The 16,329-nt window shown below is 52.3% G+C and carries 16 protein-coding genes and 1 riboswitch; of the genes, 11 read left to right on the top strand and 5 right to left on the bottom strand.

The window, feature by feature from the left end; translation table 11 throughout:
- Positions 1-2: 2 nt before the first annotated feature.
- Entirely contained in the window at positions 3-1,061 is a 1,059-nt protein-coding gene (gene modC, locus EFER_RS11775) for a molybdenum ABC transporter ATP-binding protein ModC (RefSeq protein WP_000891656.1), read from the top strand.
- On the opposite strand, the gene EFER_RS11770 is transcribed toward modC, so the two are convergent.
- Positions 1,062-1,880: a pyridoxal phosphatase gene (locus EFER_RS11770; protein WP_001276280.1), complete on the bottom strand. Its 819-nt coding sequence runs from the start codon at positions 1,878-1,880 to the stop codon at positions 1,062-1,064. It lies immediately after the preceding gene.
- Positions 1,881-2,046: 166 nt separating this feature from the next.
- Between EFER_RS11770 and pgl the strand changes: the two genes are divergently transcribed.
- Complete coding sequence (gene pgl / locus EFER_RS11765; RefSeq protein ID WP_000815406.1) at positions 2,047-3,042, top strand: 6-phosphogluconolactonase; 996 nt, start codon at positions 2,047-2,049, stop codon at positions 3,040-3,042.
- A gap of 144 nt (positions 3,043-3,186) precedes the next feature.
- On the opposite strand, the gene EFER_RS11760 is transcribed toward pgl, so the two are convergent.
- From EFER_RS11760 to bioA, 3 genes are all read right to left on the bottom strand, one after another.
- Complete coding sequence (locus tag EFER_RS11760) at positions 3,187-4,470, bottom strand: putative acyl-CoA thioester hydrolase (protein ID WP_001091546.1); 1,284 nt, start codon at positions 4,468-4,470, stop codon at positions 3,187-3,189.
- A 151-nt stretch (positions 4,471-4,621) separates the two neighbouring features.
- Complete coding sequence (locus EFER_RS11755) at positions 4,622-5,098, bottom strand: kinase inhibitor (protein WP_000767391.1); 477 nt, start codon at positions 5,096-5,098, stop codon at positions 4,622-4,624.
- A gap of 58 nt (positions 5,099-5,156) precedes the next feature.
- On the bottom strand, positions 5,157-6,446 hold the full coding sequence (gene bioA, locus EFER_RS11750; RefSeq protein WP_015953570.1) for an adenosylmethionine--8-amino-7-oxononanoate transaminase: 1,290 nt from the start codon (positions 6,444-6,446) through the stop codon (positions 5,157-5,159).
- An 86-nt stretch (positions 6,447-6,532) separates the two neighbouring features.
- Between bioA and bioB the strand changes: the two genes are divergently transcribed.
- The 5 genes from bioB to uvrB all read left to right on the top strand — a co-directional run bounded on the left by bioB (position 6,533) and on the right by uvrB (position 12,736).
- A complete protein-coding gene (gene bioB / locus EFER_RS11745; RefSeq protein WP_000930075.1) occupies positions 6,533-7,573 on the top strand; it encodes a biotin synthase BioB in 1,041 nt (346 codons plus the stop codon).
- Positions 7,570-8,724, top strand: a complete 1,155-nt coding sequence (bioF, locus tag EFER_RS11740) for an 8-amino-7-oxononanoate synthase (RefSeq protein ID WP_000118859.1) — start codon at positions 7,570-7,572, stop codon at positions 8,722-8,724. The genes bioB and bioF overlap by 4 nt, the downstream gene beginning before the upstream one ends.
- Positions 8,711-9,466, top strand: coding sequence for a malonyl-ACP O-methyltransferase BioC (bioC, locus tag EFER_RS11735; protein ID WP_000246774.1), 756 nt, complete (start codon positions 8,711-8,713; stop codon positions 9,464-9,466). The genes bioF and bioC overlap by 14 nt, the downstream gene beginning before the upstream one ends.
- Positions 9,459-10,142 carry a dethiobiotin synthase gene (gene bioD / locus EFER_RS11730; protein WP_000044885.1) on the top strand — a complete coding sequence of 228 codons (684 nt, stop codon included), beginning with the start codon at positions 9,459-9,461 and terminating at the stop codon, positions 10,140-10,142. The genes bioC and bioD overlap by 8 nt, the downstream gene beginning before the upstream one ends.
- 572 nt (positions 10,143-10,714) lie before the next feature.
- Complete coding sequence (gene uvrB / locus EFER_RS11725) at positions 10,715-12,736, top strand: excinuclease ABC subunit UvrB (protein ID WP_000042541.1); 2,022 nt, start codon at positions 10,715-10,717, stop codon at positions 12,734-12,736.
- A 37-nt stretch (positions 12,737-12,773) separates the two neighbouring features.
- On the opposite strand, the gene yvcK is transcribed toward uvrB, so the two are convergent.
- Positions 12,774-13,682, bottom strand: a complete 909-nt coding sequence (gene yvcK / locus EFER_RS11720) for a uridine diphosphate-N-acetylglucosamine-binding protein YvcK (protein ID WP_001246043.1) — start codon at positions 13,680-13,682, stop codon at positions 12,774-12,776.
- Positions 13,683-13,946: 264 nt separating this feature from the next.
- Positions 13,947-14,091: riboswitch (molybdenum cofactor riboswitch) on the top strand.
- On the opposite strand from yvcK, the gene moaA reads away from it, so the two are divergent.
- From moaA to moaD, 4 genes are all read left to right on the top strand, one after another.
- Positions 14,079-15,068, top strand: a complete 990-nt coding sequence (gene moaA, locus EFER_RS11710) for a GTP 3',8-cyclase MoaA (protein WP_002432387.1) — start codon at positions 14,079-14,081, stop codon at positions 15,066-15,068. It overlaps the preceding riboswitch by 13 nt.
- Positions 15,069-15,089: 21 nt before the next feature.
- Positions 15,090-15,602, top strand: a complete 513-nt coding sequence (gene moaB / locus EFER_RS11705) for a molybdenum cofactor biosynthesis protein B (protein WP_000084639.1) — start codon at positions 15,090-15,092, stop codon at positions 15,600-15,602.
- 2 nt (positions 15,603-15,604) lie between these two features.
- Positions 15,605-16,090 carry a cyclic pyranopterin monophosphate synthase MoaC gene (gene moaC, locus EFER_RS11700; RefSeq protein WP_000080885.1) on the top strand — a complete coding sequence of 162 codons (486 nt, stop codon included), beginning with the start codon at positions 15,605-15,607 and terminating at the stop codon, positions 16,088-16,090.
- The gene (gene moaD / locus EFER_RS11695; RefSeq protein WP_000598602.1) at positions 16,083-16,328 is read left to right on the top strand and encodes a molybdopterin synthase sulfur carrier subunit; all 246 of its coding nucleotides are present in this window, start codon (positions 16,083-16,085) and stop codon (positions 16,326-16,328) included. The genes moaC and moaD overlap by 8 nt, the downstream gene beginning before the upstream one ends.
- The last annotated feature ends 1 nt before the right edge of the window (position 16,329 follow it).

Below are 16,329 nucleotides of genomic sequence, written 5' to 3'. Positions count from 1 at the left end.
TCATGCTGGAATTGAATTTCTCCCAGACGCTGGGAAATCACTGCCTGAGCGTAAACGAAACGTTACCAGCAACCGGGATCACGGCGATATTTGGTGTCTCCGGGGCAGGGAAAACCTCATTAATTAATGCGATAAGTGGCCTGACGCGTCCGCAACAAGGGCGTATTGTCCTCAATGGTCGGGTGTTAAATGATTGCGAAAAAGGCATTTGTTTGACGCCGGAACAGCGCCGGGTGGGCTATGTTTTCCAGGATGCGCGACTGTTCCCGCATTACAAAGTGCGTGGTAACTTGCGTTATGGTATGGCGAAAAACATGGTCAGTCAGTTTGATAAGCTGGTGGCATTGTTAGGGATAGAAGCATTGCTTGATCGCCTGCCAGGAAGTCTTTCAGGTGGTGAAAAACAACGGGTGGCGATAGGTCGGGCGCTCCTGACAGCACCGGAATTGTTGCTGCTGGATGAGCCGTTGGCGTCACTGGATATTCCGCGTAAACGAGAACTGTTGCCTTATCTGCAACGTCTGACCCGGGAAATCAATATCCCCATGCTTTATGTCAGCCATTCTCTGGATGAAATCCAACATCTGGCAGACCGGGTGATGGTGCTGGAAAACGGGCAGGTGAAGGCGTTTGGCCCTCTGGAGGAGGTCTGGAGCAGTAGCGTTATGCATCCGTGGCTACCCAAAGAGCAGCAGAGCACCATTCTTAAAGTCTACGTGCTGGAACATCATCCCCATTACGCAATGACTGCGCTGGCGTTGGGGGATCAACATCTGTGGGTAAATAAACTGGATGCACCACTGCAATCGACGTTGCGTATTCGTATTCAGGCGTCAGATGTCTCACTGGTGTTACAACCTCCACAGCATTCGAGTATTCGCAATATATTGCGGGCCAAAGTCGCCCACTGTTACGACGATAATGGCCAGGTGGAAGTGCAACTCGAGGTGGGGGGGAAAACGTTGTGGGCACGAATTAGCCCCTGGGCCAGGGATGAACTGGCGATCAAACCTGGCCTGTGGTTGTATGCACAAATTAAGAGTGTGTCGATAACCGCCTGATCAAATCAGGCGGCTGTAAATAAACTGGGCAATGCTGTCGGTAGTGTTATCACCAATCACAATATTGGCACGTTCTTTCACTGCATCATCTGCATTGCCCATAGCAACACCAGTACCTGCGGCTTCCAGCATGCTGATATCGTTATAGTTATCGCCAAACGCAATAACATTTTCCATCGACCAGCCCTGCGCTTCGATCCATTGAGTAAGGCGTTTGCCTTTGCTATTACCTTTGCGTGCTACATCCACCTGGTCATGCCATGACCATTCGCATTCGAGGCCCAGCTGCTGTTCCACCTGCTTAGCGAACTGGCGTAATTTCGGCAGGTCTTCATCGGTTAATGCAAACTTCCATACGGCATTGACATCACGTGCCGCCTGCGCCAGTGAAGGCACTTGTGTAAAAGTAGGACGCTGATGTTCAGGCAGAGTCTGAGCCCAGTTAGAAGTGCGAATAACATGCCCGGTAGGATGCTCATACACCATCGCATCATCGACGTACATCAGGCCAGGAATATTATGCTGATTGAGCAAATCAATTAATTGTAATGCCTGGTCAACAGGCATTGGATCGGCTTGTAACACCTTTTTTGCTTGATAATCATACAAATAGGTTCCGTTACAGCAAATTGCAGGTGTATCTAATGCCAGTGCCTGATAAAAAGGATGAATAGCGACGTGATGGCGACCAGTGACAATGATAAGTTGATATCCCGCTTCTCTGGCGCGTGATAACGCTTCAAGGGAAGAAGGGAGTAATGTCTTTTTCGGCGTCAGTAACGTTCCGTCTAAATCAAGGGCAATCACGCGAGCGGACATGGGGTATTTTTCCAGATTAAGGTTAAGAGTTTTGTCTGCGCGAATGGTACACCGAGTCAGATAGTAGACAAAATTTTGTGCGTATATTCAGCATTGAACGCCAAAAGCGACTAGTTTTAGCTGTATTACGCAAATCAAGCCAGATGCTAAAAGTTAAGGAGCATTCATGAAACAAACCGTTTATATCGCCAGCCCAGAGAGCCAGCAAATCCATGTCTGGAACCTGAATCATGATGGCACTCTGACGCTGACTCAGGTGGTTGATGTGCCGGGGCAGGTGCAACCGATGGTCGTAAGCCCGGATAAACGTTATCTCTACGTTGGCGTGCGCCCTGAATTTCGTGTACTGGCCTATCGAATCGCCCCCGATGATGGCGCACTGACTTTTGCCGCTGAATCCGCCTTACCGGGCAGCCCGACGCATATTTCCACCGATCACCAGGGACGCTTTGTGTTTGTTGGCTCATACAATGCGGGCAGCGTGAGTGTCACTCGTCTGGAGGATGGCCTGCCAGTGGAAGTCGTCGATGTTGTGGAAGGTCTGGATGGTTGCCACTCAGCGAATATCACGCCGGATAATCGCACTCTTTGGGTGCCGGCACTAAAACAGGATCGCATTTGCCTGTTTACAGTAAGCGATGATGGTTACCTTGCAGCCCAGGATCCGGCTGAAGTAACAACTGTTGAAGGCGCTGGCCCACGTCACATGGTATTTCATCCGAACGAACAATACGCATATTGCGTCAATGAGTTAAACAGTTCGGTAGATGTCTGGGAGCTTAAAGATCCGCACGGTAATATCGAATGTGTTCAGACACTGGACATGATGCCTGCTGATTTCTCCGATACCCGCTGGGCAGCAGACATTCACATCACCCCGGATGGCCGTCATCTGTATGCCTGTGATCGTACCGCCAGTCTGATTACGGTGTTTAGTGTTTCTGAAGATGGTAGCGTGTTGACGAAAGAAGGCTATCAGTCCACTGAAACTCAGCCGCGTGGTTTTAATGTTGATCACAGTGGTAAATATTTAATCGCTGCCGGGCAGAAATCCCATCATATCGCAGTCTATGAAATACACGGTGAGCAGGGCTTACTCACAGAGAAAGGTCGCTATGCGGTAGGGCAAGGACCGATGTGGGTCGTGGTGAACGCTCATTAATTGAGCTCTTTGGATAAAAGGGCCGCTATGCAATATAGCGACCCTTTTTTAACGCTTATACTCGTCATACTTCAAGTTGCATTACCCGGCCTTTCAGGGCCAACGTAAACGTTTTGTCCTGCAACTCAAGTTATTTGCTAAGGGCTATGACTTCGGCTCCGCAACCACTTTGCTACCTAAACCGCGGTTATTGTATTCCCACATGCGGTTGTAGTTAGTGTCATTCAGATTACGCTGTACTTCTTCGTTATCATCAACGCTGCCGGTATTACCCGCAAATGGACGATTGGAAATCACCGCATCGGCCCACGGTTTAGCCGTGTTAAAACCTTCGTTGATGGCGCTATCACGGATCACCACCTGACCGTTGGTATTGGCATCAACATCCAGCGAGCGGCCCAGTTGCGCCACGCCATCACCGGAAGCATTGAAACGGCTGTTTACGGCGAGGAAACCGTAATAGATGTTTGACAGCGTAGCCGGTGCAAACACATACGCTTCTTGCTGGGTACGGGAGTTCACCACGCGGAATTCGGTATTATCGAACACCACTGCGCCGCGACCAGAAACGATATCCACATCCCCTTCAATATAGCTATTCGTCACCAGCGTACGTGGCTGACGATTGGTTTCCAGACGGTTCTGTACACCGCTGTTGGTCACAAAGAAGGTGTTCTGACGACCGAGAATATTGACGTTATTGATCTGCACTTTGTCGCCATCAGTACGCAGCGCCACCGCCGGATGATTACCCGCATCTACGCTATCGCCCAGCGTGTTTTCGATGGTCAGGTTTTGCAGTTGCAGGCCATTGTTTTGTGACCAGAAGACCGCAGAACACAGAACACCGATACTGTCGCTACGCTTGCTCTGGCAGCTATCGTACATATACCACGCTGGTTTACCTGGCATATATTTGCCGCGCGGGTTGACGTCGTGACGCCAGTCGGCAGGGCTCATGCCCCCATCAAGGGAAAGCCCAATCTTCACATCAATCGGTTTTTCACCTGTACCGTACAGAGTAATTCCACCCGGAGCGGCAGGGACATACACCGTTCCCTGATATTCACCAGGCATCACGGCAATATACTGGCGCTTATTGGTACGCTTGATAATTGCCGCATCTACCGCCGCCTGAATCGTGGTATGCGTTACACCCGGAGTACCCGCCGGGCCGACAACAAAGTCAGGTTGCGCAGGCAGGGTAATCGGGGAAGGATTCCACGCTGCAGCACCTGGCGTCAGGGACGCAAAATAGTGTTGAGCATCGAAATTCTGCGCTTCTTTTGCCGACAGAATCGGGCGAGAAGAGGTACCAGGCGCGGTTTGATCAGAAGGACGTTGATCGGGCGGTGTTGAGCTACAGGCGGTCAGCGTCACGCCAAAAGCCAATGCCAGCGCCAGACGGGAAACTGAAAATGTGTTCACAGGTTGCTCCGGGCTATGAAATAGAAAAATGAATCCGTTGAAGCCTGCTTTTTTATACTAACTTGAGCGAAACGGGAAGGTAAAAAGACAAAAAGTTGTTTTTAATACCTTTAAGTGATACCAGATGGCATAGCGCCATCTGGCAGAGTGATTAACTAAACATCGCAGTAATCGAGGCGCTTGCCAGAGAGTGGAAATGAACGTTAAACCCGACCATCGCGCCGCTGGCACCTTCATCGACATCAATACGTTCTACATCCAGCGCGTGAACGGTAAAAATGTAGCGATGGGTTTCGCCTTTCGGCGGCGCTGCACCATCGTACCCGGTTTTACCAAAGTCGGTACGCGTCTGCAAAACGCCGTCTGGCATTGCTACCAGACCAGAGCCAAACCCTTGCGGTAATACGCGGGTATCCGCAGGTAAGTTAACAACTACCCAGTGCCACCAGCCGGAGCCAGTTGGCGCATCCGGGTCGTAGCAGGTGACGACAAAACTTTTGGTTCCCGCAGGAACATCATCCCATGCCAGATGCGGCGAAATATTATCGCCATCGTAACCCATGCCGTTAAAGACATGACGATGCGGCAATTTATCGCCATCGCGCAGATCATTACTGATGAGTTTCATGAACCCTCCTTTCTTTTTTGCAGAAAGTGTAGCCAGAAACCCTCACGCTGACTTCCCGTTATTGGCAAAAAAATGTTTCATCCTGCACCGCACGATTAACCGCTGCGGTCAGACGCTGCAACTGTTGCGGGAGAATAATATAGGGCGGCATCAGGTAAATCAGTTTGCCAAATGGTCGTATCCAGACATCCTGTTCGACAAAGAATTTTTGCAGCGCTGCCATATTCACCGGACGAGTGGTTTCGACCACGCCGATTGCCCCCAGTACGCGCACATCGGCAACCATTTCGGCGTCACGGGCAGGAGCCAGTTGCTCGCGCAGTTGTACTTCAATAGTCGCTACCTGCTGCTGCCAGTCGCCAGATTCGATAATGGCCAGGCTGGCGTTTGCTGCCGCGCAGGCCAGCGGATTGCCCATAAAGGTTGGCCCGTGCATAAAGCATCCGGCTTCGCCGTTGCTGATAGTTTCAGCCACTTCGCGCGTAGTGAGCGTGGCGGAAAGGGTCATCGTACCGCCGGTTAAGGCTTTACCGAGGCATAAAATGTCCGGCGCAATTTCTGCATGTTCGCAGGCAAACAGTTTGCCGGTACGACCAAATCCGGTGGCGATCTCGTCGGCAATAAGCAAGATACCTTCACGATCGCACATTTTGCGGATTCGTTTTAACCACTCCGGATGGTACATGCGCATCCCGCCTGCACCCTGGACAATCGGTTCAATGATCACCGCCGCGATTTCATGACGATGTGCCGCCATCAGGCGCGCAAAGCCCACCATATCGCGTTCATCCCATTCGCCATCCATGCAGCTTTGCGGGGCCGGAGCAAACAAGTTTTCTGGCAGATAGCCTTTCCACAGGCTGTGCATTGAGTTGTCCGGATCGCACACCGACATCGCGCCAAAGGTATCGCCATGATAACCATTGCGGAAGGTCAGAAAACGCTGGCGCGCTTCGCCTTTGGCTTGCCAGTACTGCAACGCCATTTTCATCGCCACTTCCACCGCTACGGAGCCGGAGTCCGCGAGAAAAACGCATTCCAGCGGTTGCGGCGTCATTGCCACCAGTTTGCGGCACAGCTCGATGGCGGGCGCATGGGTGATACCGCCAAACATCACATGCGACATGGCATCAATTTGCGACTTCATTGCCGCATTGAGCTGCGGGTGGTTGTAGCCGTGGATTGCCGCCCACCAGGACGACATACCGTCAATCAGGCGTCTGCCGTCAGACAAAATCAGCTCGCAACCTTCGGCGCTCGCCACCGGATAAACCGGTAGCGGGGAGGTCATGGATGTGTATGGGTGCCAGATATGGCGTTGGTCAAAGGCAAGATCGTCCGTTGTCATAATCGACTTGTAAACCAAATTGAAAAGATTTAGGTTTACAAGTCTACACCGAATTAACAACAAAAAACACGTTTTGGAGAAGCCCCATGGCTCACCACCCACGCTGGACATTGTCGCAAGTCACAGAATTATTTGAAAAACCGTTGTTGGATCTGCTGTTTGAAGCGCAGCAGGTGCATCGTCAGCATTTCGATCCTCGTCAGGTGCAGGTCAGTACTTTGCTGTCAATTAAAACGGGTGCTTGCCCGGAAGATTGCAAATACTGCCCGCAAAGCTCGCGTTATAAAACCGGACTGGAAGCCGAGCGGTTGATGGAAGTTGAACAGGTACTGGAGTCGGCGCGCAAAGCGAAAGCGGCGGGATCGACGCGTTTTTGCATGGGCGCGGCGTGGAAGAACCCCCACGAACGCGATATGCCGTACCTGGAGCAGATGGTGCAGGGGGTAAAAGCGATGGGCCTGGAGGCGTGTATGACGCTGGGTACGTTGAGCGAATCTCAGGCGCAGCGCCTTGCGGATGCCGGGCTGGATTACTACAACCACAACCTCGACACCTCGCCGGAGTTTTACGGCAACATCATCACCACGCGCACTTATCAGGAACGTCTCGACACGCTGGAAAAAGTGCGTGATGCCGGGATCAAAGTCTGTTCAGGTGGCATTGTAGGTTTAGGCGAAACGGTAAAAGATCGCGCTGGATTATTGCTGCAACTGGCAAACCTGCCGACGCCGCCGGAAAGCGTACCAATCAACATGCTGGTGAAGGTGAAAGGCACTCCACTGGCAGATAACGATGATGTCGATGCCTTTGATTTTATTCGCACCATTGCCGTAGCGCGGATCATGATGCCGACCTCATACGTGCGCCTTTCTGCCGGACGCGAGCAGATGAATGAACAGACTCAGGCGATGTGCTTTATGGCTGGCGCAAACTCGATTTTCTACGGTTGCAAATTGCTGACCACACCGAATCCGGAAGAAGATAAAGACCTGCAACTGTTCCGCAAACTGGGGTTAAATCCGCAGCAAACCGCCGTGCTGGCGGGCGATAACGAACAACAGCAACGTCTGGAGCAGGCACTAATGACCCCGGACACCGACGAATATTACAACGCGGCAGCACTATGAGCTGGCAGGAGAAAATCAACGCGGCGCTCGATGCGCGGCGTACTGCCGATGCCCTGCGTCGCCGTTATCCAGTGGCGCAAGGGGCCGGTCGCTGGCTGGTGGCGGATGAATGCCAGTATCTGAACTTTTCCAGTAACGATTATTTAGGTTTAAGCCATCATCCGGACATCATTCGTGCATGGAAGCAGGGTGCGGAGCAATTTGGCGTCGGTAGCGGCGGTTCCGGTCACGTCAGCGGTTATAGCGTGGCGCATCAGGCGCTGGAAGAAGAACTGGCCGAGTGGCTGGGCTATTCGCGGGCACTGCTGTTTATCTCTGGTTTTGCCGCTAACCAGGCAGTCATTACCGCGATGATGGCAAAAGAGGACCGCATTGTTGCCGACCGGCTGAGCCATGCCTCCTTGCTGGAAGCTGCCAGTTTAAGCCCCGCGCAGCTTCGCCGTTTTACTCATAACGATGTCGCTCATCTGGCGCGACTGCTTGCTTCCCCCTGTCCGGGGCAGCAGCTGGTGGTGACAGAAGGTGTATTCAGCATGGACGGCGATAGGGCACCACTGGCGGAAATCCAGCAGGTAACGCAACAGCACAATGGCTGGTTGGTGGTCGACGATGCCCACGGCACGGGCGTGATCGGTGAACAGGGGCGTGGTAGCTGCTGGCAACAGCAGGTGAAACCGGAACTGCTGGTGGTCACTTTTGGCAAAGGATTTGGCGTCAGCGGGGCAGCGGTGCTTTGCTCCAATACAGTGGCGGATTATCTGCTGCAATTCGCCCGCCATCTTATCTACAGCACCAGTATGCCGCCCGCTCAGGCGCAGGCATTACGCGCGTCGCTGGCGGTCATTCGCGGTGAAGAGGGGGACGCTCGGCGCGAAAAACTGGCGGTACTCATTACGCGTTTTCGTGCCGGATTGCAGGGTTTGCCGTTTACCCTTGCAGATTCACGTAGCGCCATTCAGCCATTAATCGTTGGCGATAACGCTCGTGCATTACATCTGGCAGAAAAACTGCGTCAGCAAGGCTGTTGGGTCACGGCAATTCGCCCACCAACCGTACCCGCAGGCACTGCGCGATTGCGCCTGACCTTAACCGCCGCACATGAAACGCAGGATATCGACCTGCTGCTGGAGGTGCTGCATGGCAACGGTTAATAAACAAGCCATTGCCGCGGCATTTGGTCGGGCAGCCGCACACTATGAGCAACACGCAGATCTACAGCGTCAGAGTGCTGACGCCTTACTGGCAATGCTCCCACAGCGTACATTCACCCACGTGCTGGACGCGGGTTGTGGACCAGGCTGGATGAGCCGCCACTGGCGTGAACGTCACGCGCGGGTGACGGCGTTAGATCTTTCGCCACTTATGCTTGAGCAGGCACGCCAGAAGGATGCCGCAGACCATTATCTGGCGGGAGATATCGAATCCCTGCCGTTAGCGACTGCGATGTTCGATCTCACATGGAGCAATCTCGCGGTGCAGTGGTGCGGTAATTTATCCACGGCACTCCACGAGCTGTATCGGGTGGTGCGCCCCGGAGGCATGGTCGCGTTTACCACGCTGGCGCAGGGATCGATACCCGAACTGCATCTGGCGTGGCAGGCGGTGGACGAGCGCCCGCATGCTAATCGCTTTTTACCGCCAGATGAAATCGAACAGTCGCTGAACGGCGTTAATTATCAACACCATATTCTGCCCATCACGCTTTGGTTTGATGATGCGCTCAGTGCCATGCGTTCGCTGAAAGGCATCGGTGCAACGCATCTTCATGAAGGGCGTGACCAGCGAATATTAACGCGTTCGCAGTTGCAGCGATTGCAACTGGCCTGGCCGCAACAACAGGGGCGATATCCTCTGACGTATCATCTTTTTTTGGGAGTGATTGCTCGTGAGTAAACGTTATTTTGTCACCGGAACGGACACCGAAGTGGGGAAAACCGTCGCCAGTGGTGCCCTGTTACAGGCCGCAAAAGCCGCAGGCTACCGGACGGCAGGGTATAAACCGGTGGCTTCAGGCAGTGAAATGAACGCGGAAGGCTTACGCAACAGCGACGCGCTGGCGTTACAGCGCAACAGCAGCCTGCTGCTGGATTACGTAATGGTAAATCCTTACACCTTTGCAGAACCCACTTCGCCGCACATCATTAGCGCGCTAGAGGGCAGGCCGATAGAATCATCGGTAATGAGCGCTGGATTACGCGCGCTTGAACAACAGGCTGACTGGGTGTTAGTGGAAGGCGCGGGCGGCTGGTTTACGCCGCTTTCTGACACTTTCACTTTTGCAGATTGGGTAACACAGGAACAACTGCCGGTGATACTGGTAGTTGGCGTGAAACTCGGCTGTATTAATCACGCGATGTTGACTGCACAGGCAATACAACACGCCGGACTGACTCTGGCGGGTTGGGTGGCGAACGATGTCACGCCTCCAGGAAAACGTCACGCTGAATATATGGCCACGCTCACCCGCATGATTCCCGCACCGCTGCTGGGGGAAATTCCCTGGCTTGCAGAAAATCCAGAAAATGCGGCAACCGGAAAGTACATAAATCTTGCCTTGTTAAGCCAGTAATAAAATTGACCAATTTGCGAGCGGGATCGCGTAATTTCCTGGTGTTTGTTTAAGCAATTGAAATCGAAAAAAACAGAGAAATTTTTTTTACCCCCACAACATGAGATTTGTGGGGGAATAGTGCAGGCGGCAAGCCATATGGGCTGGAAGCAGTTATCCACCATTCCTGTGGATAACCATGTGCATTAGAGTTAGAAAACGTCAGGCAAGCGAGAGAACACGCGGCTTGCAGCTAAATTGCTGCGAAAGACGTCTCCAAAAAATATTGTTTTATTTACAGTTGGTTAGATAAAAGCAATGGCTCCAGGAAAAGAGTCGCTGACTGCCATAAAACCTTCATCAATCGGCTTGACAAATGTTAAGAAAGTCTTTGCTTTGGGGATAACCATTGTGAATTAGCATAATATCTTGCCAGAGATGAAATTAGTCTTGGGTAAATGTCATAGGGCTGCGATGTAACACAAATATTGTTGTGCGCTACTGGAATTTTATCCAGTCTTTTTTACTGGCATTATTAACCATGACGAGTAAAATTACATACCTGCCCGCCCAACTCCTTCAGGTAGCGACTCATGAGTAAACCGTTCAAACTGAATTCCGCTTTTAAACCTTCTGGCGATCAGCCCGAGGCGATTCGACGTCTCGAAGAGGGGCTGGAAGATGGTCTGGCGCACCAGACGTTACTTGGCGTGACGGGTTCCGGGAAAACCTTCACCATTGCCAATGTCATTGCTGACCTTCAGCGCCCAACCATGGTACTTGCGCCCAACAAAACGCTGGCGGCCCAACTGTACGGCGAAATGAAAGAGTTCTTCCCGGAAAACGCGGTGGAGTATTTCGTCTCCTACTACGACTACTATCAGCCGGAAGCCTATGTACCGAGTTCCGACACCTTCATTGAGAAAGATGCCTCGGTAAACGAACATATCGAGCAGATGCGTTTGTCCGCCACCAAAGCGATGCTGGAGCGGCGTGATGTGGTTGTGGTGGCGTCGGTTTCCGCGATTTATGGTCTGGGCGATCCTGATTTATATCTCAAGATGATGCTCCATCTTACGGTCGGTATGATTATCGATCAGCGCGCGATCCTGCGCCGCCTGGCGGAGCTGCAATACACCCGGAATGATCAAGCATTCCAGCGCGGTACTTTCCGCGTTCGTGGCGAGGTGATTGATATCTTCCCGGCAGAATCGGATGACATTGCACTTCGCGTGGAACTGTTTGACGAGGAAGTGGAACGATTGTCGTTATTTGATCCGCTAACCGGGCAGATTGTTTCCACCATTCCACGTTTTACCATCTACCCGAAAACGCACTACGTTACGCCGCGCGAGCGCATTGTGCAGGCGATGGAAGAAATTAAAGAAGAACTGGCCGCCAGACGCAAAGTGCTGTTGGAGAACAACAAACTGCTGGAAGAGCAGCGGCTGACTCAGCGTACCCAGTTTGATCTGGAGATGATGAACGAACTGGGATATTGCTCGGGGATTGAAAACTACTCGCGCTTCCTCTCCGGCCGTGGACCAGGTGAGCCACCGCCGACACTGTTTGATTACCTGCCTGCCGATGGGCTGTTGGTCGTCGATGAATCTCACGTCACCATTCCACAAATTGGCGGCATGTATCGCGGTGACCGGGCGCGTAAAGAGACACTGGTGGAGTACGGCTTCCGCCTGCCATCGGCGCTGGATAACCGTCCGCTGAAGTTTGAAGAGTTCGAAGCATTAGCGCCGCAAACCATCTATGTTTCGGCGACGCCGGGTAATTACGAGCTGGAAAAATCCGGTGGTGATGTGGTGGATCAGGTCGTGCGTCCAACCGGATTGCTTGATCCGATTATCGAAGTGCGACCGGTGGCAACACAGGTTGATGATCTTCTTTCGGAGATTCGCCAGCGAGCGGCAATTAACGAACGCGTGCTGGTCACAACACTGACCAAGCGAATGGCGGAAGATCTTACGGAATATCTCGAAGAACACGGTGAGCGTGTACGTTATCTTCACTCAGATATCGATACCGTCGAGCGCATGGAAATCATCCGCGACTTGCGTCTGGGTGAGTTCGACGTGCTGGTAGGGATCAACTTACTGCGCGAAGGTCTGGATATGCCGGAAGTTTCGCTGGTGGCGATCCTCGACGCCGACAAAGAAGGCTTCCTGCGTTCTGAACGTTCGTTGATCCAGACCATTGGTCGTGCGGCACGTAACGTCAATGGTAAAGCGATTCTCTACGGCGATAAGATCACCCCGTCAATGGCAAAAGCAATTGGCGAAACCGAACGTCGCCGCGAGAAACAGCAGAAGTACAACGAGGAACACGGCATTACGCCGCAAGGCTTGAACAAGAAAGTGGTCGATATCCTGGCGCTGGGGCAGAACATTGCTAAAACCAAAGCGAAGGGCAGAGGAAAATCGCGACCGATTGTTGAGCCGGATAATGTGCCGATGGATATGTCGCCGAAGGCGTTGCAGCAGAAAATCCATGAACTGGAAGGGCTGATGATGCAACACGCGCAAAATCTGGAGTTCGAAGAAGCGGCGCAAATTCGTGACCAGTTGCATCAGCTGCGTGAGCTGTTCATTGCGGCTTCGTGACAAGATGACGAAGCCGGAATTTTCTTCCGGCTTCGTGTTAACCTAATGCCTGTAACGCCTTTTCCAGTGCGTTATGCAGCAACTGGCGGTCATGACGATAGGGAATATCGCTGGCCTCCAGTACTTCCTGAATCACAATTCTGTTGTTAACTGCGGATACATCAGCTTTCGGTCCAACAACTACCGCATCAATCACTTTTTTACCAACATACTGCTCCATAATCGCCAGCTTATTTTCCAACTTGAGATTAGCAGCAGGCAGGCTTAATTCTCGCCCCAAATTACCGATATACACCATCGGGGCAGGCGTTCGGCGTAATGCCTGCGCGATTTCCTTGAGCAGCAGAATGGGCATAAGACTGGTATAAAAACTCCCTGGCCCAATAATGATCAGATCCGCCTCATTAATCGCCAGCACCGCTTCACGTGTGGCAGGTACGTTGGGGGTTAAGAGTAGATCCTGTATCGGCGCAGTGAGCTGGTCAATATTGACCTCGCCGTAAACTTCATGTCCCTGATCATCAATGGCCATCAGATCCACCGGATGTTCCGACATTGGAATCAAATGTGTATCCACTTTCAGCAGATTGCGAATCAGATTGATCGCTTCCAGGGGCCGCACGCTAAGGTGATCCAGTGCCTTTAACATCAGGTTTCCAAGGTTGTGCCCGGAAAGTTCACCGTTACCGCCAAAACGATATTCAAACATTGCGGAAGCGACGCTGGGTTCCGTTATCAACTGGTTGAGGCAGTTGCGCATATCGCCCCAGGCAATGCCGCCTTCTGAGCGACGAATACGCCCCGTCGAGCCGCCATTATCCGTGGTGGTTACGATACCCGTTAAGCGAGAGCCTAAAGATGAAAGCGATGAGAGAACGCGTCCTAATCCATGCCCTCCGCCGAGAGCAACGACACGATCAAGGTCAGCCAGCGTACGATTGCGCATATAGATTCCTGAAATCAAATTCACCGCGCTACAGTAGCGCAACTCATAGGGAATCGGCAATTAAGCTGTAAAGATCCCGAAAACTCTTTTTCAGAGACTACCTCCAACGAGTAATACACGCTTTCCAGGCTGATGATATATATCAAGGTAAAACGCTCATTTTTCCTTATTCTGTAGCGAAATAGCTCGATCATGACGCTATATATACGATTACATAGCGAAAGTTGTGAATGGTAAAAATCCCATTTACACGTTAGTATCGGCATAACCACTAAACACTCTAGCCTCTGCACCTGGGTCAACTGATACGGTGCTTTGGCCGTGACAATGCTTACAAAGATTGCCACCAGGGCGAAGGAAGAAATGACTTCGCCTCCCGTATCTGGAAAGGTGTACATGGCTTCACAACTGACTGATGCATTTGCGCGTAAGTTTTACTACTTGCGCCTGTCGATTACCGATGTGTGTAACTTCCGTTGCACCTACTGCCTGCCGGATGGCTACAAACCGAGCGGCGTCACCAATAAAGGCTTTCTTACCGTCGATGAAATTCGCCGGGTTACGCGCGCCTTCGCCAGTCTGGGTACCGAAAAAGTCCGTCTGACGGGCGGAGAGCCGTCTTTGCGTCGTGACTTTACCGATATCATCGCCGCTGTGCGAGAAAACGACGCTATTCGCCAGATAGCGGTCACCACCAATGGTTACCGTCTGGAACGCGACGTGGCGAACTGGCGTGATGCTGGTCTTACTGGTATCAACGTGAGTGTCGATAGCCTCGACGCTCGCCAGTTTCAGGCTATTACCGGACAGGATAAATTCAATCAGGTCATGGCAGGGATCGATGCTGCATTTGAGGCCGGTTTTGAGAAGGTCAAAGTCAATACCGTGCTGATGCGTGATGTTAATCATCACCAGCTCGACACCTTTCTGAACTGGATCCAGCATCGCCCTATCCAGTTACGTTTCATCGAACTGATGGAAACGGGCGAGGGCAGCGAGCTCTTCCGGAAGCATCACATCTCTGGTCAGGTTCTACGTGACGAGCTACTGCGTCGCGGCTGGATCCACCAATTACGTCAACGCAGCGATGGTCCCGCGCAAGTCTTTTGTCATCCGGATTACGCCGGAGAGATTGGCCTTATCATGCCGTATGAAAAAGACTTCTGTGCCACTTGCAACCGCCTGCGCGTTTCCTCCATTGGTAAACTCCATCTCTGCCTGTTTGGTGAAGGCGGCGTTAACTTGCGCGATCTGCTGGAAGACGATACCCAGCAACAGGCGCTGGAAGCGCGTATTTCAGCGGCGCTGCGGGAGAAAAAACAGACCCATTTCCTGCATCAAAACAACACCGGTATTACGCAAAACTTATCGTACATTGGCGGCTAAAACGTCAAAAGGAGAGATCAGATGAGTCAGGTAAGCACTGAATTTATCCCGACCCGTATTGCTATTCTTACGGTTTCTAATCGTCGCGGTGAAGAAGACGATACCTCCGGTCACTATCTGCGCGATTCGGCGCAGGAAGCGGGCCATCACGTTGTCGATAAAGCCATTGTGAAAGAAAACCGCTATGCCATTCGCGCTCAGGTATCTGCGTGGATCGCCAGCGACGATGTACAAGTAGTGTTGATTACGGGTGGTACTGGCCTGACCGAAGGCGATCAGGCACCTGAAGCACTGCTGCCGCTGTTCGACCGTGAAGTTGAAGGTTTTGGTGAAGTGTTCCGTATGTTGTCGTTCGAAGAGATTGGCACCTCAACGTTGCAATCTCGTGCGGTAGCGGGCGTCGCTAACAAAACGCTAATTTTCGCCATGCCCGGTTCAACCAAAGCGTGCCGTACCGCCTGGGAAAATATCATCGCACCGCAGCTGGATGCCCGTACGCGTCCGTGTAATTTCCATCCACACTTGAAGAAATAAGTATGTCGCAACTGACCCATATCAACGCCGCTGGCGAAGCGCACATGGTGGATGTCTCCGCCAAAGCGGAAACCGTGCGTGAAGCGCGCGCCGAAGCCTTTGTCACCATGCGCAGCGAGACGTTGGCGATGATCATTGATGGTCGCCACCACAAAGGTGACGTATTTGCCACTGCGCGTATCGCCGGTATTCAGGCAGCAAAACGCACATGGGATTTGATCCCGCTTTGTCATCCGCTGATGCTCAGTAAAGTTGAAGTCAATTTGCAGGCCGAGCCGGAGCACAATCGGGTGCGTATAGAAACCTTATGCCGCCTGACCGGGAAAACCGGCGTCGAAATGGAAGCGTTAACGGCGGCCTCCGTGGCCGCGCTGACCATTTATGACATGTGTAAAGCGGTGCAAAAAGATATGGTGATTGGTCCGGTACGTTTGCTGGCGAAGAGCGGTGGCAAGTCGGGTGACTTTAAGGTGGAAGCGGATGATTAAAGTTCTTTTTTTCGCCCAGGTGCGCGAGTTGGTAGGAACAGATGCAGCCGAAGTAGCTGCGGATTTCCCAACCGTGGAAGCGTTACGTCAGCATCTGGCTGCGCAGAGCGATCGTTGGGCGCTGGCGCTGGAAGATGGCAAATTGCTTGCTGCCGTCAACCAGACGCTGGTGAGTTTTGACCATCCGCTGACTGACGGCGACGAAGTGGCTTTCTTCCCGCCGGTAACCGGAGGCTAAA

It is taken from the genome of Escherichia fergusonii ATCC 35469 (assembly GCF_000026225.1).
GTDB lineage: Bacteria > Pseudomonadota > Gammaproteobacteria > Enterobacterales > Enterobacteriaceae > Escherichia > Escherichia fergusonii.
This window is presented reverse-complemented; position numbering and strand designations above follow the sequence as displayed.

What these genes read in the sequence shown, in the direction of transcription:
- modC (WP_000891656.1), top strand. Translation starts at nt 3, where the DNA reads ATGCTGGAATTGAATTTCTCCCAGACGCTGGGAAATCACTGCCTGAGC.
- EFER_RS11770 (WP_001276280.1), bottom strand. Translation starts at nt 1,880, where the DNA reads ATGTCCGCTCGCGTGATTGCCCTTGATTTAGACGGAACGTTACTGACG.
- pgl (WP_000815406.1), top strand. Translation starts at nt 2,047, where the DNA reads ATGAAACAAACCGTTTATATCGCCAGCCCAGAGAGCCAGCAAATCCAT.
- EFER_RS11755 (WP_000767391.1), bottom strand. Translation starts at nt 5,098, where the DNA reads ATGAAACTCATCAGTAATGATCTGCGCGATGGCGATAAATTGCCGCAT.
- bioA (WP_015953570.1), bottom strand. Translation starts at nt 6,446, where the DNA reads ATGACAACGGACGATCTTGCCTTTGACCAACGCCATATCTGGCACCCA.
- bioB (WP_000930075.1), top strand. Translation starts at nt 6,533, where the DNA reads ATGGCTCACCACCCACGCTGGACATTGTCGCAAGTCACAGAATTATTT.
- bioF (WP_000118859.1), top strand. Translation starts at nt 7,570, where the DNA reads ATGAGCTGGCAGGAGAAAATCAACGCGGCGCTCGATGCGCGGCGTACT.
- bioC (WP_000246774.1), top strand. Translation starts at nt 8,711, where the DNA reads ATGGCAACGGTTAATAAACAAGCCATTGCCGCGGCATTTGGTCGGGCA.
- uvrB (WP_000042541.1), top strand. Translation starts at nt 10,715, where the DNA reads ATGAGTAAACCGTTCAAACTGAATTCCGCTTTTAAACCTTCTGGCGAT.
- yvcK (WP_001246043.1), bottom strand. Translation starts at nt 13,682, where the DNA reads ATGCGCAATCGTACGCTGGCTGACCTTGATCGTGTCGTTGCTCTCGGC.
- moaA (WP_002432387.1), top strand. Translation starts at nt 14,079, where the DNA reads ATGGCTTCACAACTGACTGATGCATTTGCGCGTAAGTTTTACTACTTG.
- moaB (WP_000084639.1), top strand. Translation starts at nt 15,090, where the DNA reads ATGAGTCAGGTAAGCACTGAATTTATCCCGACCCGTATTGCTATTCTT.
- moaC (WP_000080885.1), top strand. Translation starts at nt 15,605, where the DNA reads ATGTCGCAACTGACCCATATCAACGCCGCTGGCGAAGCGCACATGGTG.
- moaD (WP_000598602.1), top strand. Translation starts at nt 16,083, where the DNA reads ATGATTAAAGTTCTTTTTTTCGCCCAGGTGCGCGAGTTGGTAGGAACA.